This is a genomic window from Streptomyces sp. ActVer, from assembly GCF_027270795.1.
GTDB classification, from domain to species: domain Bacteria; phylum Actinomycetota; class Actinomycetes; order Streptomycetales; family Streptomycetaceae; genus Streptomyces; species Streptomyces umbrinus_A.
Genome location: NZ_JAPWHT010000165.1, coordinates 1 through 20,267, shown reverse-complemented (window position 1 = coordinate 20,267; position 20,267 = coordinate 1). Strand labels below are relative to the sequence as shown.

Here is a 20,267-nt window from a genome sequence, read left to right as displayed (position 1 = left end):
CCGCGCGACCACGGTCCACACGGCGAGCCCCAGCACCAGCACGGTCCCCGCGCCGATCCCGCCCACGGCCACCGCCTTCATCGCGGTGTTCCCGTCCGGTCCCCCGTCGCCACCGGCCGCCGCGGCTCCGTTCGATGCCTCGGCCTTGTCCCCCGCGGTCACGTCGAACACGTCGGGCGGCACGGCGGTTCCGTCGTACACCGCCGGTGCCCCGGCCGTACCGCTCACCCGCACCCGGAGGGTCAGGTCGAACGACCCGTCGCCGAACTTGCCGGCCATCTCCGCACCGAGGTGCACGGCCAGGTAGTACCAGCCCGCGAACCGCATTCCGCTCACCTGGTCGTCGACGTCGTACCGGTTCTCGTAGGCGACCGGGGGCAGCGGCTCCAGCGTGGCCGACTTCGCCTTGCCGTCGTATCCGGTGCCCGCGTCGTCCACGAAGGCACGCACCGGGTTGTAGAGCGACAGGCCGAGGGCGTTGCCCAGGAACCCGTCGCCGCTCGCCGGGCCCAGTTCGGCCGTGGCGTAGAGCTGTTGCCCCCAGTCGACGGGAACGCGGTAGAAGAGCGTCTGCCCGGCCCGGATCCCGTCCTTCCAGACCCCCTGTTCCAGGGAACGCGCCTCGTTGAAGCTCGTACCGCCCCTACGAGTCCTGGCGAGGCCGTCGACCGCTTGCGGGGACGCGGAGTCCCACACCTCGGGGGCGGTCGTCGAAGAGGCCTTCTTCAGAGCGGGCTCCGACACGTACCGAAGCTCCAGCTCCCAGTCGTCCGGCGAGGACCCGGCACCACCGATGCGCTCGACGAGCACGGAGTACGCCCCCGCGCTCTTGCAGGTGTAGGTGCCGGGGCCGGCCCTGCGCGAGGCCCAGGCGGTGATCGGCCGCGGGCTCTCGGTGGGCCCGAACCGTGCGGCACCGGCGTCCCCGGAGAAGCACTTGTGGCCGTCGGGGTCCTGCATGGACACCTTGATGCCGTCCGAGTACACGGCCCTCGTGCCCGTCTTGGGGACGGCGGTGACCGACACATAGGCGGTGGACACGGCGTCGAGCCGCAGCCCGTAGTAGAGCTTCCCCTTGTCGCGGAGGGTGCTCCTGTAGGTCGTGCCCGCTGTCAGCCGTACGCCATCCTTGGCCGTCGTCGCGCCCTCGATCCGCTCGGCGCCGGCTGCGAAGCGGTACGGAGGGGGAGTGCCGGCCGCCGTCGCCTGTCCCGCCGAGGCCACGGCCGCGAAGAGCGCCGCCGCCCCGGCCAGGACCGTACGGCCGCGCCACCGTCCCGTGCGCCGCCCCATCACGCGCCACCCCTCGCCGTAGCACCGGATCGTCACTCACCGGGCGTCCGCGGACCGGTGTCGGCGCTGTCCCGACGCTGTCCCGGACGTCCGTGAAGCCTCGACCATCCTGCCCCTCCGGCCGTCGCGCCACCCCTTGTTCAGCCACGCAAGCGCTTCCTGTGACGTCCACGACGCTTGAGGTCCACAACGCGCTGCCCCGGCCCTGCCCCCGACAACACAAAACCCCGACCGCGAGGCGGCCGGGGTCTGTACTAAGGCTGTCGTCGATACTCACGAACCCGTGGGCACGGAGTCGGTCGCCTCCGTCCACAGATCCTGCTCGGCGCGATCCGCCTGGATCTGGCGGTACACGAGGAGCCCGCCGATGGCGGCCAGTGCGACCAGGAGAAGCTTCTTCACCGCGCGACCTCGTCTTTCCTTGGCGTAGGGGACTTCTGCCGCCCGACTATACACACCGGCCGATACCGATCAGTGACCTGCGTCGGCCGCCAACTCCCGCACGGCACGCAGCAGTAGAACCGGACGACGGCGCTCCTTTCGGAGCGTGAGAAGTCACCACACACGGTGACTTTTACGACTCTTTCTCGCTTTTCTGGCTTCTTGGGTCCATCCGGGTGGTGTTCATCGGAAGATCGACGCGCCACGGGCGTCGGTCCGTCACTTCGCAACCGACATACACATCATGAGGAAAGTATGCAAATCCACCCACCCGAAAGGAGAGGGGACCATGACTCGCAACACGGTCGTGAACCTGTGGACCGCGATTGTCACCACCTTCCTCGCGCTGTGCACGTCACTCGGACTGATCACGACGACCGCCGTCGCCGCTGTACCCGCGACGGAGGCAGCGCGCAACACCGACACCCCGCAGGACGCGACGGCGCAGGAGGAGCCCATCCGGACCCGCCCACGGGCGAATTCCCTGCCACCCACGATGAAACAGCGCATCCACGCGGAGGCGCACGGTTCCTCACCGTCCTGCCGGCACCGCCCGCCGACGGACGCCATGGACACGGACGCCACCGGCACACGGGACAGTGCCGAGGCACCAGCCGTCGTCGCCGCCGTGAGCGCCGCAGTACCTACTGCCGTCGATACGACGGACTTCGGCGTGAGGGAACCTGTCACGAGGGATGTCGTCGCGGCACCCGCCCGTCCCTGCTGCACCACCCACCTGACGACCGGCGCCGTCGACGTACCCGCGGTACCGGCCGTGCGGGCAGCACCACCGGCAACTCCGGCAGGCCAGACGGGCCCGGCAGCACCCGCCATGGATGCCACGCCCATCAGTGCCGTCATGCTCCCCTCGCAGTCCTCGGCACCGGTCCAACTCCCGGCGCCGGCTCACGCTCCCGTCCTGGCCGCCGTCGGCTCGGCAACTCGGGGATGACCTCGTACCCCCAGCATCGCCACAGGCATATGCCATCGCCTTCAGCCGACCGTTTCACCGGCCGAGTCGCAGGCGTCCCGCGACGGCCCCGGGAGGGATGGGCGAATTCCGGTCAGACGGGCTCCCAGGACGAGTCGACGGCGACCAGGGCTGTCAGTTCACCCGGCAACTCCACCAGAGCGCCGCAGAAGCAGACGAAACGATCGTCCACCGAGGCCGGCGCACCGAGGTCGATCGTCAGAATCGCCGCGACCTCGCGCAGTAATTCACCGGTAGCCGTACCGCGCGCCACCAGGATGCTTACTTCGTCAGGGTCCCAGATGGCGGTCTTCGGTAGGTCGTCCACCACAGAAATCACGATGCACACAGGTATCTCCCCAGGGATGCATGAGGGCATGCAGATATCCCGCTCCGGGAGGCCAGCGGCCTACCGATCGTACCCGCACGTGTTCTCTGGGTAAGAGCTGTTGGGGTATTCCATGGAGAGTTGCCAGTCCGAAAGTGCCACTCCGCCGCTCCGGCGGCAGGACATGCGCTCCGGCAGAAGGACCTGCCCACGTACGGGCCGTCAGATCGTGCGACTGAGCTGGAGCATCGCTTCGGCGTTCTTGACCAGTGCGCGCTGTTTTGATTCGGGCAACTGCCGGTACAGCTTGAGCAGTTGCGCCTCGCGTTCGTCCCCGCTGGGTCCGGGCACCGGCCGACCGACGGAGGCGAAGAACTCCCGCGGCGTGGTTCTCACGCCCCAGCGACGGAACACCTCGACCATCGCACGCAGCCGCTCCGGATCGATACGGGACGTCCCACGCGTCCGGTTCATCCAGGCGTTGAGTGTCGGATAGGAGATACCGGCCTCCGCGGCCAGGTCCTTCTGGGTCCTGCCCTGCGACTCTCCGAGAAGACGCTCAAGCAGTACGGGCAAGTCCTCGCCCTCGACGACGAAGTCCTGGTCCTGGTCCAGGTCCGGCTCGTCCACGTCGGACGCCCCATTCGGCTGAAAGTTCCTGGTCACAAGCTCAAGCATCAACCATCGGCATCTACAAGTGCAAGTAGATCGCAGATCGATCGGTTGAGTTTCCGTAAAAAAAAGCATCGTGTCGCACCCAAGTGCTACGACACGCCCGCGTCTCCACACCTTCACATCTTCAGTCGCATGATTAACGCCGTCCGCCAGAGTTTGCCGAGTGCACCGTCAGCTGTCGCGCTTGACGTATCTACATCTACATGCATAGTGTAGATACGTCGATCAGGCGCGCCCGGCAGCCCCCGCATCGCCCGCACGGAGGAACATCCACGTGTGAGACGGGCGGATCAACCACCAGCGGATCGAGCCCAGCACACCCGCCCCCCTCACCCCCTGCAACCCGCGGCCACCGCTGACCACCATCAGCCCGCCTTTCCATCCACACCCCTGCACCCCGGAACTCCGGCACCCACTCAGAGAATCTACATCTACATGTATATCGAGTATTTCAGCCGAAGAACATCCCGGACCCCGGCAAAGCCCTCGTTCCTGGGCACGTCCCAGGACCCGCCCAGGACCCCAGGACGAAACCCACAAGCACTCGCGCAGAAGGAGCACCCAGCCCGTGTCCGCACAGATCAGACGAGAGACCAGACCGTGTCGGCAGACGGCCTTGACGAACGGCGGGAACGACGTGATCGCCAATGTCGACGTGGTCGATAGGGTCGCCGAGGTGGACGGGGCCGGAGCCGACATGGTCGACCGGGCCCGGGCCGGCGACCGCGAGGCATTCGCGGCTCTCTACGTCGATCACCAGCACTTCGTATACCGGTATCTCCTCTTCCGCACCCGGAACCGGCATCTGGCCGAGGACCTCACCCAGGAGGTCTTCATCAAGGCGCTGCGCCACATCGAGAGCTTCACCTGGCAGGGCACGGCCTTCACGGCATGGCTGCTCACCATCGCCAGAAACCTGCACCTGGACGAGGTGAGGACCAAGCGCTCCCGGCTGGAAACCCTGGTCTCCGAAGTAGGGGACAGCGACACGCACGACCGCAGCGCCGAGTCCGGCGCGCTGCACACGCTGGAGACGATCGAGACCCGTGAAGCCGTGTGGAACGCCCTGCACACGCTGAACAGCCATCAGCGACAGTGCATGGAACTGCGGTTCATCGGCGAGATGTCGCCCGAGGAGACCGCCTGCGCCATGGGACGTACCGTCGGCGCGGTCAAGGCACTCACCTTCCGGGCCAGGCAGAAACTGCGTGCGGCGTCGGAGAGGGAGGCCGCGGCATGAACAGGAACCTGCCCCACGCAGAGCGCGTGATCCGTACGGCGCTCTCAGTGAGCACCTCGAACCAGGCCAGGGCCGTCGCCCACGCCCTCGATGTGGCCCACCTGCTGGTGGATCCGGAGCGGACGTTCGGACTCGTTCTGCACCGCACGCCGAGCGGCGCCTGGGCCCGGGTACCCGGGCAGCTGACGGAACTGGAGAGGCAGGCTTTCGCCTGGGACCACTCGTGCGAGCGGGCCAGGCTGGTCGCGGCCACCATCGAGCAGCACATCGGCGGGCACCCGGATGTCGACAGCATCCGGGCCGACGGGGACTGCGTACGCGTCGAAATCCGCGTCCCCGACCAGGAGCAGTGGCGGCGGTGGCGCGCGCACTTCGGCATCAGACGCGACGCGGAGGCACCCCTGGGGCACGCGGTCGTCGGCGAGAGCCGTCATGCCGGCGTCCGCGTGTCGGTGCTCGCGCACAAGCTGCAGCAGACGCCTTGGCCCCGGCCCGTCTCTGCTCCCGCGAGCACTGGTCCTGGTCCTGGTCCTGGTCACGGACGCGACCACGCCACGCAGATCGAACCCGCCCCACAGATGTACGAGTACGAGGGGATCGTTTACAACCTGGCGTTGCCACAGCGGGACGCACACGGGGACGTCTGGTACTTCCACGGCGGACGGACGCCGAGCGGCATGCCTCTGCTGTCACTGGACGGCCGTGCCGAGCGGTGCACACTCGCCAATGTGACGTCCCTGATGGGGCCCTTGGTGGCACTGGAGCCAGAAACCTCCTCCGCAGCGCCCGACAAGGCCGTGACAGCCCGGCCGGACGCCTCGGCGGGTACTCCGTCTCTGCCCAAGGCGCGCCGGTCCCGGGCCGTCCAGCTCACCACGGCCCGGCTCACGGTCGTTCGGACACCGACACCGGCCCCGGCACCCACCTCGGCCCCGGCCCCGGCACCAATGCCGACGCCAACGCCGTCGAGGCCCACCCCCGCGCTGGCGTCCGTGCCCGCCCTCCCGTCCTCGGCGGCCCTGTCGTACGCGGCGAGCGGACCACCCGTACCGAACACCCGGCGCGTTGGACTCGTACGCACAGGACCGGACACCTGGGAGGCCGCGGACCGCACTGCGGACCGGGCCACCGACCGGGCCACCGACCGGGCCGCGGCGCGGGGCGAGAAGTGATCGAGTGAGAACGCCGATCACCGGAGGCGCCGCCCCCGCCCACGACCAGGACCGCCGCCTGGACCATGACCGGAACCAGAACGGGCGCGACAGCCGCAGCAGGGCGTGGGAGTTGAACGCCCTGTGCCGGAACAAGGACCCCGAGCTGTGGTTCTCCGGCAGAACCCGTGCGACAGCAAGAGCCCTGTGTCATTCCTGCGAGGTCCTTGAGGAGTGCCGGGCGGCCGTCATGCGACGCGAGGCCGGTCTGCCGAAGTGTGATCGAGGGGGAATAGTCGCGGGCCTGACCGGTCCTCAGCGCCACGCGCTGGAGAAGCGGCTCAAGCGGGGCCCCGTATTCCCGCCCGAGTCACCGCCCCCGCCCGGAGCGCCCCTGCTCCGCAGCGAGCCGGCGCCCTGCGGCACGCGCTCGGCGTACCAGCGACACGTACGCAGGGGTGAGCCCGTGGACGACGCCTGCCGGGCCGCCAACGCGCAGGGCGCCAGCCAGTACCGGCGAACGGGCACCACCCGCCTCCGCCCGACCGGATAGGCCCCGCCCCGGCCTTCCCAGCGCCCGCACGAATCCCCCGGGCGACCTCACACCCCTCCCTCAGCCTCCTTGCCTCGGAGTACCCATGTCCCTTTCACCGCCCTCGCCCCCTCCGCCCCCACCGTTCCCCCCGTCCCCGCCGCTGCCGCCCCTCCCGGCTGGGCCCGAGCCCCGCCCGAAGCGGTTCGGCCGACGTGGATCCCCCGCATCCGCAGGCCGGTCACGTCGCCCACGCAGCTCACGCAGGTTCTTCGGCAGCCTCCTGCGGACTCCCGTCGCAGCCCCCGACGCGGCCCCCGACACGGCAGACCGGTGGGCAGACCTCCTCCAGCGCCTCGGGAACGACCTGAGCACGTCCAGGGCTCAGACGGCCCGCTGGAAGCGGCACGCCGACGCGTACGCGCGCGAGCGCGACGTCGTGGCGCGCGAGCGGGCATATCTCCTCTCCTGGCTTGCCGCACTGCACCCGGCGTCCGCCGTCGTGTCGCAGGCACCGACACCCGACGGCACGGCAGGCGGCTGGCACGTCCTGAGCCTCGTCGCAGGGGGTCGGCCGCTCTCCTGGACCCTGGCACCCCGGGAGGTCCCGCTCTTCCAGCACGTGCGCCGGGCCGGGGACGCCGACACGCGCGTGTGGAGGGACGCCCAGGAGATAGAGGCGCAATACGCCCATATCCACCGCCACACACGCATGCTGGCGCTGGAGGACAACCTGACCCGGGTCGTCGAGGAACTCCGAGGCAGCGACTGACCTGGATCAGGCTCCTCGCTCCGCCCCTACCCCCCGGACTCCGGCCGACAAGCTCGGGAGGCACGTCGACCGGACTGTGAGCGCCCCCCCTGCACATCGCAGCAGGGGGGCGCCGCACGTTCCCTGACGGCCGGTCAGCAGCGGGACGCGGAAGTCCCCGGCCACCCCGGGCGGACGCGCTCTCAGGGATTCCCAGGGCTCCTGAGACTCCCGGGACAGGACTCGCAGAGATCTCAGTGACCGCAGATACCCAAGGGATCACAAGGCCCTACGGGATTCACTGTCGCCGTTGCCCAAGGACACAGAACTCATTGCCTTCGGGGTCTGCCATGACAACCCACGACTGCTCACCCTGGCCGATGTCGACGCGCTTCGCGCCATGCGCCTCAAGGCGGGCCATCTCGGCGGCCTGGTCGTCGGGCCGGAAGTCGAGATGCAACCGGCTCTTGACCTTCTTGCTCTCGTCGATCCGGACGAAGTCCGTCCCCGGCAGGCGATCCGGCGTCTGGCGGATCTCGAACTCCTCGTCGGAGGAGTGGACGACAACCCAGCCCAGAGCCTCGGCCCACCACTGCCCCAGGGCCGCCGGATCCTCCGAGTGGACGAGCACCTGTTCCCATTCCAAGGTCATCCACCGACCCTAGGCCTACCAGCACCTCGTCGACCCCACCCGCCGGACCCGCGACCTGGTCCACCAGTCACGTGATACGAGCCGTGCATGCCAAAGACCCCCAGGCATAATGGCCTGAGGGTCTTTGAACTGGTGGGGCTAACAGGATTTGAACCTGTGGCCTCATCCTTATCAGGGATGCGCTCTAACCAACTGAGCTATAGCCCCGCCGCGCTCTGCGGTGTATGTCCCGCGCGCTGACCTCTGAAGATTAGCGCACGACGGGGTCAGTCCCAAAATCGGTATCCGAGCCCCGCTCCAGCCTGCCCGGACAGCCTGACAGCACATCCCCGGAGAGCGTGAGAGCGCATCCCCGACAAGGGATGCGCTCCAAGCAGGAAGCGGTAACGACAACGTTTTACTCGTCTTCGGCGAGCGTCAGCTCGATACCGCCGACGAAGCCCGCGGAGAGGTTGTAGATGAACGCTCCGAGGGTGGCGAGCGCGGTGGCGAGGACGACGTCGATGACCGCGATGATCGACGTGAAGATGAGCACACGCGGCAGCGACAGGAAGGACTGAAGGTCGAAGCCGTTGGACTCGTTCGAGCCGGTGGCCTCGGAGATCGTGCCGCCCACCGTCGAGAAGACGCCCATGGCGTCCATGACCATCCACAGGACCGCGGCCGCGACGATCGTGCAGATGCCGAGCGCGATGGAGAGCAGGAAGCTGACCTTCATCACCGACCACGGATCGGCCTTGGCCACCCGCAGCCGCGCCTTGCGCGTGCGCGGCGTCGTACGGGCGCCGGTGCGCGGCCTGCGGACAGCGCCGGTGACCGCCTGCTGTGCCGGGTACGCCTGCGGCGGGTGGTACGGCTGAGAGGTCTGCTGCGGCTGCCGTTCCCCCGGCAGCGGCGATCCCGGAGGCGGCGGCGCGCCCACGGGAGCAGGCTGGCCCACGGGAGGCGTGTGGCCCCCCACCGGAGCCGCCGGGCCCGGGGCTGGTCCCGGCCCCGGGGAAGGCGCCGGGCCCGGAGGCACCGGCGAGCCTGGGGCCGCGCCCGCCGCGTACTGCGGCGTCTGCGGGCCTCTGGTGTCCGTCACAGTTCCCCCCTGGGATCCATGAGAGTCATGGGAGTCAGTCGCCTCCGTGGCGGGGCCACGGCCGCCGTCCTTTTCCGTACCGGTAGAACCGGCGCCCGTGGCTCCGCTCACGATGACTCTCTCCTCGCGCTACTCGTCCGAGGACGGCTCGCCCTCGTCCGTACCGGCGACCGTTTCGACCTCGTCCGAGTCGTCGACCGCGCCGTCGACTTCCTCGGCCTCGCGACCGGCCTCGGCGTTTCGAGCGATACCGACAACGGCATCGCGCTTGCCCAGGTTGATCAGTTGGACGCCCATGGTGTCACGGCCCGTCTCCCTGACCTCGTTGACTCGCGTACGAATCACACCGCCCGACAGCGTGATGGCGAGGATCTCGTCGGTCCCCTCGACCACCAGCGCGCCGACCAGCGAGCCGCGGTCCTCGACGATCTTGGCGGCCTTGATACCAAGGCCACCGCGACCCTGAACGCGGTACTCGTCGACGTTGGTCCGCTTCGCGTACCCGCCGTCTGTGGCAGTGAACACGAACGTACCGGGTCGAACAACATTCATCGAGAGCAGCTGGTCTCCCTCGCGGAAGCTCATGCCCTTCACACCCGAGGTCGCACGGCCCATGGGACGCAACGCGTCATCAGTCGCCGTGAACCTGATCGATTGAGCCTTCCTGCTGATCAGAAGCAGATCGTCCTCTGCCGAAACGAGTTCGGCACCGATCAGTTCGTCGTCGGAACCGTCCTCTGTTTCACGGAGGTTGATCGCGATGACGCCGCCCGAACGCGGTGAATCGTAATCCTTCAGGGGCGTCTTCTTCACAAGTCCGCCCTTCGTGGCCAGCACCAGATAGGGCGCCGCCTCGTAGTCGCGGATCGCGAGGATCTCGGCGATCGCCTCGTCCGGCTGGAAGGCCAGCAGGTTGGCGACGTGCTGTCCACGCGCGTCACGTCCGGCGTCCGGGAGTTCGTACGCCTTCGCGCGGTAGACGCGGCCCTTGTTGGTGAAGAACAGCAGCCAGTGGTGCGTCGTCGACACGAAGAAGTGGTCGACGATGTCGTCTTCCTTGAGCTTCGTGCCGCGTACGCCCTTGCCGCCGCGCTTCTGGGAGCGGTAGTCGTCCGTCTTGGTGCGCTTTACGTAGCCACCGCGCGAGATGGTGACGACGATGTCCTCTTCGGCGATCAGGTCCTCCATGGACATGTCGCCGTCGAAGGGAACCAGCTTGGACCGGCGGTCGTCGCCGAACTTCTCGACGATCGCGGCCAGTTCCTCGCTGATGATGCCGCGCTGACGCACGGGCGAGGCCAGGATCGCGTTGTACTCGCGGATCTTCGCCTGGAGTTCGTCGTGCTCGGAGACGATCTTCTGGCGCTCCAGAGCGGCCAGCCGGCGCAGCTGCATCTCGAGGATCGCGTTGGCCTGGATCTCGTCGATCTCCAGAAGGCCCATGAGGCCCTCTCGCGCGATCTCCACGGTGTCACTGCGCCGGATCAGCGCAATGACCTCGTCGATGGCGTCCAGGGCCTTCAGGAGGCCACGCAGGATGTGCGCGCGCTCCTCGGCCTTGCGCAGCCGGAAGCGCGTACGCCGGACGATGACCTCGATCTGGTGCGTCACCCAGTGCCGGATGAAGGCGTCCAGGGACAGGGTCCTCGGTACACCGTCCACCAGCGCCAGCATGTTCGCGCCGAAGTTCGTCTGCAGGTCGGTGTGCTTGTAGAGGTTGTTCAGGACGACCTTGGCGACCGCGTCCCGCTTCAGGACGATCACGAGGCGCTGGCCCGTACGGGACGACGTCTCGTCGCGGACGTCCGCGATGCCGCCGACCTTGCCGTCCTTCACCAGGTCGGCGATCTTCTGCGCGAGGTTGTCGGGGTTGACCTGGTAGGGGAGCTCGGTGACCACCAGGCACTGGCGGTTCTGGATCTCCTCGACGTCGACGACCGCGCGCATCGTGATGGAGCCACGGCCCGTGCGGTACGCCTCCTCGATGCCCTTACGGCCCACCACAAGGGCGCCGCTCGGGAAATCGGGGCCCTTGATGCGCTCGATCAGGGCGTCCAGAAGCTCCTCGTGGGTGGCTTCCGGGTTCTCCAGGTACCACTGGGCACCGGACGCGACCTCGCGCAGGTTGTGCGGCGGGATGTTCGTCGCCATGCCGACCGCGATGCCCGCCGAGCCGTTGATCAGCAGGTTCGGGAAGCGCGCCGGCAGAACCGTCGGCTCCTGGTTGCGGCCGTCGTAGTTGTCCGTGAAGTCGACGGTCTCCTCGTCGATGTCGCGGACCATCTCCATGGACAGCGGCTTCAGCTTGCACTCGGTGTACCGCATGGCGGCGGCCGGGTCGTTGCCGGGAGAGCCGAAGTTGCCGTTGGAGTCCACCAGCGGCATCCGCATCGACCACGGCTGCGCGAGGCGGACCAGCGCGTCGTAGATCGAGGAGTCGCCGTGCGGGTGGTAGGTGCCCATGACGTCGCCGACGACGCGCGCGCACTTGTAGAAGCCCTTCTCGGGCCGGTAGCCGCCGTCGTACATCGCGTACAGGACGCGGCGGTGGACGGGCTTGAGACCGTCCCGCACGTCGGGCAGCGCGCGCGACACGATGACGGACATCGCGTAGTCGAGGTACGAGCGCTGCATCTCGGTCTCGAGCCCGACGGGCTCGACACGCAGGGCGATCTCGCCCTCTTCAGGGGTGCTCGGAAGGTTCTCGTCGGTCATTGCTGGTGAAGATCCTTTCTGACGCGGTCAGCTGAGACCGACTCAGATGTCGAGGAAGCGGACGTCCTTGGCGTTGCGCTGGATGAACGCGCGGCGTGCCTCGACGTCCTCGCCCATCAGGACCGAGAACAGGTCGTCGGCCTGGGCCGCGTCGTCGAGCGTGACCTGACCGAGGACGCGGTGCTCCTGGTCCATGGTCGTGATGCGCAGCTCCTCGGCGTTCATCTCACCGAGACCCTTGAAGCGCTGGATCGAGTCCTCCCTGATGCGCTTGCCCGCCTGGCGGCCGAGCTCGATCAGGGCGTCGCGCTCGCGGTCCGAGTACGCGTACTCGAAGTCGTCCCGGCCCCACTTGATCTTGTAGAGCGGCGGACGCGACAGGAACACGTGCCCGGCCTCGACCAGCGGCCGCATGAAGCGGAACAGGAAGGTCAGCAGCAGGGTGTTGATGTGCTGGCCGTCGACGTCGGCGTCCGCCATCAGGATGATCTTGTGATAGCGGAGCTTCGCGATGTCGAAGTCCTCGTGGACTCCGGTGCCGAAGGCGGAGATCAGTGCCTGGATCTCCTGGTTCTGCAGGATCTTGTCGATCCGCGCCTTCTCGACGTTGAGGATCTTTCCCCGGATCGGGAGGATCGCCTGGTACTCCGGGTTCCGGCCGGACTTGGCCGAGCCGCCGGCGGAGTCACCCTCGACGATGAAGATCTCGCACTTGGTGGGGTCGTTCGACTGGCAGTCGCTCAGCTTGCCGGGCAGGGACGCCGTCTCCAGGAGCCCCTTGCGACGGGTGAGGTCACGGGCCTTGCGGGCCGCCACGCGCGCGGTGGCCGCCTGGATGGACTTGCGGATGATGTCCGCGGCCTCGTTCGGGTTGCGGTCCAGCCAGTCGCTGATGTGCTCGTGGACGACCTTCTGGACGAAGGTCTTCGCCTCGGTGTTGCCCAGCTTGGTCTTGGTCTGGCCCTCGAACTGCGGCTCGCCCAGCTTGATCGAGATGATCGCCGTCAGACCCTCGCGGATGTCGTCGCCCGTGAGGTTGTCGTCCTTCTCGCGCAGCAGCTTCTTGTCGCGCGCGTACCGGTTGATGAGACCGGTGAGCGCCGCGCGGAATCCCTCCTCGTGCGTACCGCCCTCGTGGGTGTGGATGGTGTTGGCGAAGGAGTACACGCCCTCGCTGTAACCGCCGTTCCACTGCATCGCGACCTCGAGGGAGAGCATGCGCTCCTTGTCCTCGGCCTCGATGTCGATCACGGTGGGGTGGACGACCTCGCCCTTGCGGGAGTTGAGGTACGTCACGAAGTCGACGATGCCGCCTTCGTAGTGGTACGTGACGGTCTTGACCTCTTCGGGCTCGTCCGCACCCGCCTCGTCGGCGCCCACCGTGGCCTTCGCCGAGTCGCGCTCATCAGTGAGTTTGATCGTCAAACCCTTGTTGAGGAACGCCATCTCCTGGAAGCGCCGAGAGAGCGTCTCGAAGGAGTAGTCCGTGGTCTCGAAGATGTCCCCGTCGGCCCAGAAGGTGACCGACGTGCCGGTCTCGTCGATGGCCTCGTGCTGGGCCAGCGGAGCCGTCGGCACGCCCAGCTTGTAGTCCTGCGTCCAGCGGTGTCCGTCGGTCCTGATCTCGACGGCCACCTTGGTGGACAGCGCGTTCACGACAGAGACGCCCACGCCGTGCAGACCGCCGGAGACCGCGTAGCCGCCGCCGCCGAACTTTCCGCCCGCGTGCAGCACGGTCAGCACAACCTCGACGGCGGGCTTTCCCTCGGAGGCGACGATGCCCACCGGGATGCCGCGGCCGTTGTCGACGACGCGGACGCCGCCGTCGGGGAGGATCGTGACCGCGATCGTGTCGGCGTGCCCGGCCAGCGCCTCGTCGACGGAGTTGTCGACCACCTCGTACACGAGGTGATGAAGACCACGCTCACCGGTCGAACCGATATACATGCCGGGTCGCTTGCGGACCGCGTCCAGACCCTCGAGGACGGTGATGGCGCTGGCGTCGTACGAGGCCGTGACCTCGCCGTTCGAGGTGGTGGCCCCGCCGTTCGCGCCGGCGTCGGTGGACGGGATGTTCTCGTTGGGGTTGCCGGAATCGGCCACGAAGCGCCCTTTCTGGCACAGCACAAGCCAAGCTCCCGGCGGGTGGCCGGAGCGGCTGCGGCGTGTTGCGTTGGTAAGCCTTAGTCAGCGTTGCTCGGTGCGTCCCACAAGTGGGGCGGGATTAGCCTCCAGTCTACCGGTAGCGCCGACAGTGATGGGGGTTTGCCGGTACCTGAGTCCGCATGTGCCGCCCTGAACCGGTCTCCACCGACTCCCCATATGCGGACCCGGGCCCAAAGAGGCGCAGAGCGCCACTCAGCGCTTCGAGGTGTCAACCCCCCGCTACGAACGGCATACCGTCCGGTCTGGCTCACCCGTAGGTGTCACCGGGGCCTGTGCTGCCAGGCGCGCGCAAGGGGCCGAAACGCTGGACGGGACCACTGGGGCCGAGCACCTTGATCAGCCTCACCGTGCCGTGCCCGAGGTCCTCGTTCAGGCGTGCGACCAGCTGCGGAGCGAGCAGCCGCAGGTTGGTCGCCCATGCCGTCGAGTCGCACCGCACGATCAGCACGCGCTCGTCCTCGTCGTACTTCTCCGGTACGCAGTGGTTGGCCAGGTCGTCGCCGACGATCTCCGGCCAGCGGCCCATGACACCGCCGACGGCGGCCGGGGCCTCCCAGCCGCGCTCGGTGATCAGCCGGTTGATGGCGGAGCCGAGCGCCATCGGGTCGCGCCCGTCGGCGTGCGCGCCCGAGCGCAGACCGCCGCGCCGCGCCTGCTTCTTCTGCCGCGCCGCGTCCCCACGCGCGCGTGCCTGTTCCTTCGCGGCGCGCAGGGCCACGCGCGCGAGGTCGACACCGGAGGGTTCGGGACCCTTCGCCGGCTCGGGCTTCGGCTCCGGTGTGTTCTCGCTCATACGCGCTCCACCGTGCCCCCGGACACGGTGAACCGCGTCCCCGCCAGTACGCCCGGTACGTCGTCGTCGACCGCGGCCGTCACCAGCACCTGCTCGCCCGGGGCGACCAGCTCGGCGAGGCGTTCGCGGCGACGGGTGTCCAGCTCGGCGAACACGTCGTCGAGGACCAGCACCGGCTCGTTGCCCTCGGCCCGCAACAGGTCGTACGAGGCCAGGCGCAGCGCCAGCGCGTACGACCAGGACTCGCCGTGTGACGCGTATCCCTTCGCGGGCAGCTCGCCAAGTTTGAGCAGTAGTTCGTCGCGATGCGGTCCGACCAGGGTGACGCCCCGCTCGATCTCCGACTTGCGCGTCTCCGCCAGCGCCGCCATCAGCTGCTCGTACAGCTCCTCGCGCGCGTGGCCGGTGATCTCGGGCGAGGACGGCTTGTACTCAAGGGCCACGGGACCGCCGCCCGGCGCCAGTTGCTCGTACGCCTTGTCCGCAAGCAGCTGGATCGCGGCGACCAGGTCGAGGCGCTGGGCGAGCAGCTCGGCGCCCACGCGCGCGAGGTGCTGGTCCCACACGTCGAGCGTGGACAGGTCCATCGTGCGGCCGCCGTGCCGACGAGCCAGGGCGGCCGACTTCAGGAGCGTGTTGCGCTGCCTGAGGACACGGTCGTAGTCCGAGCGCACGCCCGCCATGCGCGGGGAGCGCGCGGTGATCAGCTCGTCGAGGAAGCGCCGGCGCTCGCCCGGATCGCCCTTGACCAGCGCGAGGTCCTCGGGCGCGAACAGCACAGTTCGTACGATGCCGAGTACGTCACGGGGTCTGACCTGCGAGGACCTGTTGATGCGGGCTCGGTTGGCCTTGCCGGGGTTCAGCTCCAGCTCGACGAGCTGCTGACGCTCGCCCTGCCGGACGTTGGCCCGGATGATCGCCCGGTCGGCACCCATCCGCACGAGGGGCGCGTCGGACGAGACGCGGTGGCTGCCGAGGGTGGCGAGATAGCCGACCGCTTCGACGAGGTTGGTCTTGCCCTGTCCGTTGGGCCCCACGAACGCGGTGACGCCCGGGTCGAGCGGAACCTCGACCCGGGCGTACGAGCGGAAGTCGGCCAGCGACAGATGCGTGACGTGCATGGTCGTTCGCCGACCTCCCCCAGGGCTGTGGATCCGCGGTGCGGACCTGTGGATTACTTCTTCCGGCTACCCGACCGATTCACTTCGACTTCACTTCGGCGGGTTCACTTCTTCTCGACCGCGTGGCCGCCGAACTGGTTCCGCAGCGCCGCGACCATCTTCATCTGCGGGGAGTCGTCCTGCCGGGACGAGAACCGCGCGAACAGCGACGCGGTGATCGCGGGCAGCGGCACCGCGTGGTCGATGGCGGCTTCCACGGTCCACCGGCCCTCGCCGGAGTCCTGGGCGTAGCCGCGCAGCTTCTCCAGATGCTCGTCCTCGTCCAGCGCGTTGACCGCGAGATCGAGCAGCCAGGAGCGGATGACGGTGCCCTCCTGCCAGGAGCGGAAGACCTCGCGCACGTCGGTGACCGAGTCGGCCTTCTCCAGGAGCTCCCAGCCCTCGGCGTAGGCCTGCATCATCGCGTACTCGATGCCGTTGTGGACCATCTTCGAGAAGTGGCCCGCGCCGACCTTGCCCGCGTGGACGGCGCCGACGCCGGCCTCGCCCTCGGGCTTGAGGGCGTCGAAGACAGGCTGGACCTTGGCGATGTTCTCGGCGTCACCGCCGTACATCAGCGCATAGCCGTTCTGCAGGCCCCAGACGCCGCCCGAGACTCCGCAGTCGACGAAGCCGATGCCCTTGGCCGCCAGCTCCTCGGCGTGCTTCTCGTCGTCCGTCCAGCGCGAGTTGCCGCCGTCCACGACGACATCGCCGGGCTCCAGGAGTTCGGCGAGCTCGTCGACCGTCGACTGGGTCGCCGCACCGGCCGGGACCATCACCCACACCACACGCGGACCCTTGAGCTTGCCCACAAGCTCCTCAAGGCTGTGGACATCGGCGACGCCCGGATTGCGGTCGTATCCGATGACGGTGTGGCCTGCGCGGCGAATACGCTCGCGCATGTTGCCGCCCATCTTGCCGAGGCCGACGAGACCGAGCTCCATCAGGTTGTTCCTTCACTAGCGATGTGGCAGGAGGGCACTTTCGTACCTGCGTCCGAGCCTAAACCCGGACGCTCCTGCACACCTGTGGGCATAGCCGCTCAGACGTACGCCCCCACCTGCGGCCTTGCTCAGCCGCTGAGCCGCACCGGCATGATCAGGTACTTGTACGCCTCGTCCGCCTCCGCGTCCAAGGCGGGCTTGCCGCTGAGGAGCGCCGGCTTGGTGGACGTCGTGAAGGAGAGCTGCGCCACCGGGGAGTCGATGGCGCTCAGGCCGTCGAGCAGGAACGTGGGGTTGAAGGCGATCGAGACGTCGTCGCCCTCCAGCTGGGCGTCGACCCTTTCCACAGCCTGTGCGTCGTCGCTGGAACCGGCCTCCAGGATCAGCACGCCCTGCTCGAAGGAGAGCCGCACCGGGGTGTTCCGCTCGGCGACCAGGGCCACGCGCTTGACGGCCTCCACGAAGGGGGCGGTCTCGATCACGGCGATGGAGTTGAACTCCGTCGGGAACAGCGAGCGGTACTTCGGGAGGTCGCCCTCCAGAAGTCGTGTCGTCGTACGACGACCCGCGCCCTCGAAGCCGATGAGGCCCTCGCCCGCACCGGAGCCGGACAGCGCCAGGATGACGCTGTCGCCGCTTGTGAGGGCCTTGGCGGTGTCCAGGAGCGTCTTGGCGGGCACCAGGGCCACCGCGGACGCCTCGGGGTTCTCCGGCTTCCACAGGAACTCGCGGACGGCGAAGCGGTAGCGGTCCGTGGACGCCAGAGTGACCGTGTCGCCCTCGATCTCGATGCGCACACCGGTGAGCACGGGCAGCGTGTCGTCACGGCCCGCGGCGATGGCCACCTGGGCGGCGGCGGAGGCGAAGACCTCACCGGGGACGGTGCCGGTCGCCGACGGCATCTGCGGCAGTGCCGGGTACTCCTCCACAGGCAGTGTGTGCAGGGTGAAGCGCGAGGAGCCGCAGACCACCGTCGCCCGTACACCGTCTGTGGAAATCTCCACCGGCCGGTTGGGGAGAGCGCGGCAGATGTCGGCGAGCAGGCGGCCGGAGACGAGCACCGTGCCTTCCTCGTCGATCTCGGCGTCCACCGAGACCCGTGCCGAAACCTCGTAGTCGAAGCTGGAGAGGCTCAGTGCGCCCTCCTCGGCCTTCAGCAGAAGGCCGGCGAGCACAGGCGCCGGCGGACGGGCCGGGAGGCTGCGTGCCGCCCAGGCCACTGCCTCCGCGAGTACGTCGCGTTCCACCCGGATCTTCACCGTTGCCGCCTCCGTCTGTTGCCGGCGCTCTCGCCCTGCTGCTTCGTCGTCTGACTCGGTGTCGCTCAGCCCGGTCATGGGAAGGACACCGGGGAACAGTCTGACGCACCGCACTGACAGTCGGTGCCCCTCGGGGTCAAGTCGTTCCGAGCGGCAGCTGAGGCGCCGAGCTCGAGTTGTGCACAGCCCCCACTTCGAATCGATTCCCAGACTCTCTCTAGTTGGGAGTAGTAGTAGGGGCTGTGGATACCGTGGATAACCCCGTATTTGCAGGTCAGAGTCGGTTTTTTGTCCACCGGCCCTGTGGGCGGAGGCGGTGGAAAACAGGCGTCTTCTGTGGACGGGGAAAAGTTCTGCACACCCGATGCACAGGCGGGGGCCACTTCTCCCCAGCGCCGTCCCCAGCTTTACCCACGTTCCCCACAGCCCAACCCGGCACCTTCGTGTGACGCCTTTCACTCGACACGGTGAGAAGGCGCGTCGCGTTGCCGAACAGTGGACAGCGGTGTGGAGAAGCCTCGGATCGCTGGGGACAACCGCCCCCAGCCTGTGGGCCACCGGTGGACAACTTTCTGCACACCCTGTGGATCTTTTCTTCGTCCACAGTCTGTGGAGATCGTTCGTCCACGAATCCACAACCGGCTGACCTGGTCTGATGCCCTTTCAGCAGCACACCCTGTGGACACGATCTGGACAACTTCCCAGTCCCCAGGATGTGGACGCGAGAAAGTCCCCAAATCTGTGGAGGGCGGCCGTAACCAGGGCGCGTATTCGAACAACGGATGGTCTTCAGGTGTCGGCGGAGCGACTCCGGGCGCGGCCGGGAGCGGCGTACAGGGGTGGATGAGGGCCGGACGAAGGCGGAACGAGGGCCCTTGGAAGGCGTGTGAGAGAGGCGGAAGCCGCCTTCGGAGGCGTGCCGAACGCTGTCTCGGCACGCTCCGGAACACCGGTGGATGGGTGCCGGAACGCCGGAAGGCGCCCTCGGGAGCATGTCCCGGGGCGCCTTCAGCGACGTACTGCCGCGGCTGTCAGCCGTTCTTGATGCGGTTCGTGAGCTCCGTGACCTGGTTGTAGATGGAGCGGCGCTCGGCCATCAGCGCGCGGATCTTCCGGTCGGCGTGCATGACGGTCGTGTGGTCGCGGCCGCCGAACTGGGCGCCGATCTTCGGCAGGGAGAGGTCGGTCAGCTCGCGGCACAGATACATGGCGATCTGGCGTGCGGTGACCAGCACGCGGCTGCGCGAGGAGCCGCACAGGTCGTCCACCGTGAGACCGAAGTAGTCGGCGGTGGCCGCCATGATGGCGGGCGCGGTGATCTCCGGGGACGAGTCCTCGCCGCCTGGGATCAGGTCCTTGAGGACGATCTCGGTCAGACCGAGGTCCACCGGCTGCCGGTTGAGCGACGCGAACGCCGTCACCCGGATCAGCGCGCCCTCCAGCTCCCGGATGTTCCGCGAGATCCGGGACGCGATGAACTCCAGCACCTCGGGCGGGGCGTTGAGCTGCTCCTGCACCGCCTTCTTGCGAAGGATGGCGATACGGGTCTCCAGCTCGGGCGGCTGGACGTCGGTGATCAGGCCCCACTCGAAACGGTTCCGCAGCCGGTCCTCCAGGGTCACCAGCTGCTTGGGCGGCCGGTCGCTGGAGAGCACGATCTGTTTGTTCGCGTTGTGCAGCGTATTGAAGGTGTGGAAGAACTCCTCCTGCGTCGACTCCTTGTCCGCCAGGAACTGGATGTCGTCGACGAGCAGGATGTCCATCTCGCGGTACCGCTTGCGGAAGCTGTCGCCCTTGCCGTCGCGGATCGAGTTGATGAACTCGTTGGTGAACTCCTCCGAGCTCACGTACCGCACGCGCGTGCCCGGGTAGAGGCTGCGCGCGTAGTGCCCGATCGCGTGCAGCAGGTGCGTCTTGCCGAGTCCCGACTCCCCGTAGATGAAGAGGGGGTTGTACGCCTTGGCGGGCGCCTCGGCGACGGCGACCGCGGCGGCGTGTGCGAAACGGTTCGAGGCGCCGATGACGAACGTGTCGAAGAGGTACTTCGGGTTGAGGCGCGCGGTGGGCTCGCCGGGACCGGCCGCGGGCGCCGGCTGCGCGGCCAGCGGGC

The 20,267-nt window shown here is 68.2% G+C and carries 17 protein-coding genes, 1 tRNA gene and 1 pseudogene; 5 read left to right on the top strand and 14 right to left on the bottom strand.

The window, feature by feature from the left end:
* Together O3Q52_RS25655 and O3Q52_RS25650 are read right to left on the bottom strand one after the other, a co-directional pair.
* The coding region (locus O3Q52_RS25655; RefSeq protein WP_269651109.1) for a hypothetical protein at nucleotides 1-1,329 on the bottom strand (1,329 nt) is incomplete at its 3' end.
* A 237-nt stretch (nucleotides 1,330-1,566) separates the two neighbouring features.
* Nucleotides 1,567-1,695: a DLW-39 family protein gene (locus O3Q52_RS25650; protein WP_003999697.1), complete on the bottom strand. Its 129-nt coding sequence runs from the start codon at nucleotides 1,693-1,695 to the stop codon at nucleotides 1,567-1,569.
* Nucleotides 1,696-2,023: 328 nt separating this feature from the next.
* Between O3Q52_RS25650 and O3Q52_RS25645 the strand changes: the two are divergent.
* Nucleotides 2,024-2,317 (top strand): annotated as a pseudogene (locus tag O3Q52_RS25645) (DUF6344 domain-containing protein); the annotation flags it as partial.
* A 481-nt stretch (nucleotides 2,318-2,798) separates the two neighbouring features.
* Here O3Q52_RS25645 and O3Q52_RS25640 read toward each other — a convergent pair.
* Both O3Q52_RS25640 and O3Q52_RS25635 read right to left on the bottom strand, forming a co-directional pair.
* The gene (locus O3Q52_RS25640; protein WP_189841508.1) at nucleotides 2,799-3,053 is read right to left on the bottom strand and encodes a hypothetical protein; all 255 of its coding nucleotides are present in this window, start codon (nucleotides 3,051-3,053) and stop codon (nucleotides 2,799-2,801) included.
* A 201-nt stretch (nucleotides 3,054-3,254) separates the two neighbouring features.
* The gene (locus O3Q52_RS25635; protein WP_269651108.1) at nucleotides 3,255-3,698 is read right to left on the bottom strand and encodes a helix-turn-helix transcriptional regulator; all 444 of its coding nucleotides are present in this window, start codon (nucleotides 3,696-3,698) and stop codon (nucleotides 3,255-3,257) included.
* 577 nt (nucleotides 3,699-4,275) lie between these two features.
* Here O3Q52_RS25635 and O3Q52_RS25630 point away from each other — a divergent pair.
* The 4 genes from O3Q52_RS25630 (at nucleotide 4,276) to O3Q52_RS25615 (ending at nucleotide 7,402) form a co-directional block, all read left to right on the top strand.
* Complete coding sequence (locus O3Q52_RS25630; RefSeq protein ID WP_269651107.1) at nucleotides 4,276-4,947, top strand: RNA polymerase sigma factor; 672 nt, start codon at nucleotides 4,276-4,278, stop codon at nucleotides 4,945-4,947.
* Nucleotides 4,944-6,119 carry a BN159_2729 family protein gene (locus O3Q52_RS25625; RefSeq protein WP_269651106.1) on the top strand — a complete coding sequence of 392 codons (1,176 nt, stop codon included), beginning with the start codon at nucleotides 4,944-4,946 and terminating at the stop codon, nucleotides 6,117-6,119. Before O3Q52_RS25630 ends, O3Q52_RS25625 begins: the two co-directional genes overlap by 4 nt.
* 4 nt (nucleotides 6,120-6,123) lie before the next feature.
* Entirely contained in the window at nucleotides 6,124-6,651 is a 528-nt protein-coding gene (locus O3Q52_RS25620) for a WhiB family transcriptional regulator (RefSeq protein WP_269651105.1), read from the top strand.
* A gap of 418 nt (nucleotides 6,652-7,069) precedes the next feature.
* The gene (locus O3Q52_RS25615) at nucleotides 7,070-7,402 is read left to right on the top strand and encodes a hypothetical protein (RefSeq protein ID WP_269651104.1); all 333 of its coding nucleotides are present in this window, start codon (nucleotides 7,070-7,072) and stop codon (nucleotides 7,400-7,402) included.
* Nucleotides 7,403-7,679: 277 nt separating this feature from the next.
* Here the strand turns inward: O3Q52_RS25615 and O3Q52_RS25610 are convergent, their stop codons facing one another.
* From O3Q52_RS25610 to dnaA, 10 genes are all read right to left on the bottom strand, one after another.
* Nucleotides 7,680-8,033, bottom strand: coding sequence for a VOC family protein (locus tag O3Q52_RS25610; protein ID WP_269651103.1), 354 nt, complete (start codon nucleotides 8,031-8,033; stop codon nucleotides 7,680-7,682).
* Between the two features lie 130 nt (nucleotides 8,034-8,163).
* Nucleotides 8,164-8,240: transfer RNA gene (locus O3Q52_RS25605), tRNA-Ile, on the bottom strand.
* A 190-nt stretch (nucleotides 8,241-8,430) separates the two neighbouring features.
* Nucleotides 8,431-9,228, bottom strand: a complete 798-nt coding sequence (locus tag O3Q52_RS25600; protein WP_269651102.1) for a DUF3566 domain-containing protein — start codon at nucleotides 9,226-9,228, stop codon at nucleotides 8,431-8,433.
* 18 nt (nucleotides 9,229-9,246) lie between these two features.
* Complete coding sequence (gene gyrA, locus O3Q52_RS25595) at nucleotides 9,247-11,832, bottom strand: DNA gyrase subunit A (RefSeq protein ID WP_269651101.1); 2,586 nt, start codon at nucleotides 11,830-11,832, stop codon at nucleotides 9,247-9,249.
* A 42-nt stretch (nucleotides 11,833-11,874) separates the two neighbouring features.
* The gene (gene gyrB / locus O3Q52_RS25590; RefSeq protein WP_269651100.1) at nucleotides 11,875-13,935 is read right to left on the bottom strand and encodes a DNA topoisomerase (ATP-hydrolyzing) subunit B; all 2,061 of its coding nucleotides are present in this window, start codon (nucleotides 13,933-13,935) and stop codon (nucleotides 11,875-11,877) included.
* A gap of 310 nt (nucleotides 13,936-14,245) precedes the next feature.
* Nucleotides 14,246-14,791, bottom strand: a complete 546-nt coding sequence (locus O3Q52_RS25585) for a DUF721 domain-containing protein (protein ID WP_269651099.1) — start codon at nucleotides 14,789-14,791, stop codon at nucleotides 14,246-14,248.
* Nucleotides 14,788-15,912 carry a DNA replication/repair protein RecF gene (gene recF / locus O3Q52_RS25580; RefSeq protein WP_269651098.1) on the bottom strand — a complete coding sequence of 375 codons (1,125 nt, stop codon included), beginning with the start codon at nucleotides 15,910-15,912 and terminating at the stop codon, nucleotides 14,788-14,790. The genes O3Q52_RS25585 and recF overlap by 4 nt, the downstream gene beginning before the upstream one ends.
* Nucleotides 15,913-16,016: 104 nt before the next feature.
* Nucleotides 16,017-16,898: a phosphogluconate dehydrogenase (NAD(+)-dependent, decarboxylating) gene (gene gnd, locus O3Q52_RS25575; RefSeq protein WP_269651097.1), complete on the bottom strand. Its 882-nt coding sequence runs from the start codon at nucleotides 16,896-16,898 to the stop codon at nucleotides 16,017-16,019.
* A 128-nt stretch (nucleotides 16,899-17,026) separates the two neighbouring features.
* On the bottom strand, nucleotides 17,027-18,157 hold the full coding sequence (dnaN, locus tag O3Q52_RS25570) for a DNA polymerase III subunit beta (RefSeq protein ID WP_055611472.1): 1,131 nt from the start codon (nucleotides 18,155-18,157) through the stop codon (nucleotides 17,027-17,029).
* A gap of 1,031 nt (nucleotides 18,158-19,188) precedes the next feature.
* Nucleotides 19,189-20,267: chromosomal replication initiator protein DnaA (dnaA, locus tag O3Q52_RS25565; protein WP_269651096.1), on the bottom strand; the 1,079-nt coding region annotated here is incomplete at its 5' end.

Excerpts from the sequence above, each read along its gene's own strand:
- O3Q52_RS25625 (WP_269651106.1), top strand. The coding sequence starts at position 4,944 with ATGAACAGGAACCTGCCCCACGCAGAGCGCGTGATCCGTACGGCGCTC.
- O3Q52_RS25610 (WP_269651103.1), bottom strand. The coding sequence starts at position 8,033 with ATGACCTTGGAATGGGAACAGGTGCTCGTCCACTCGGAGGATCCGGCG.
- gyrA (WP_269651101.1), bottom strand. The coding sequence starts at position 11,832 with ATGACCGACGAGAACCTTCCGAGCACCCCTGAAGAGGGCGAGATCGCC.
- O3Q52_RS25585 (WP_269651099.1), bottom strand. The coding sequence starts at position 14,791 with ATGAGCGAGAACACACCGGAGCCGAAGCCCGAGCCGGCGAAGGGTCCC.
- recF (WP_269651098.1), bottom strand. The coding sequence starts at position 15,912 with ATGCACGTCACGCATCTGTCGCTGGCCGACTTCCGCTCGTACGCCCGG.
- gnd (WP_269651097.1), bottom strand. The coding sequence starts at position 16,898 with ATGGAGCTCGGTCTCGTCGGCCTCGGCAAGATGGGCGGCAACATGCGC.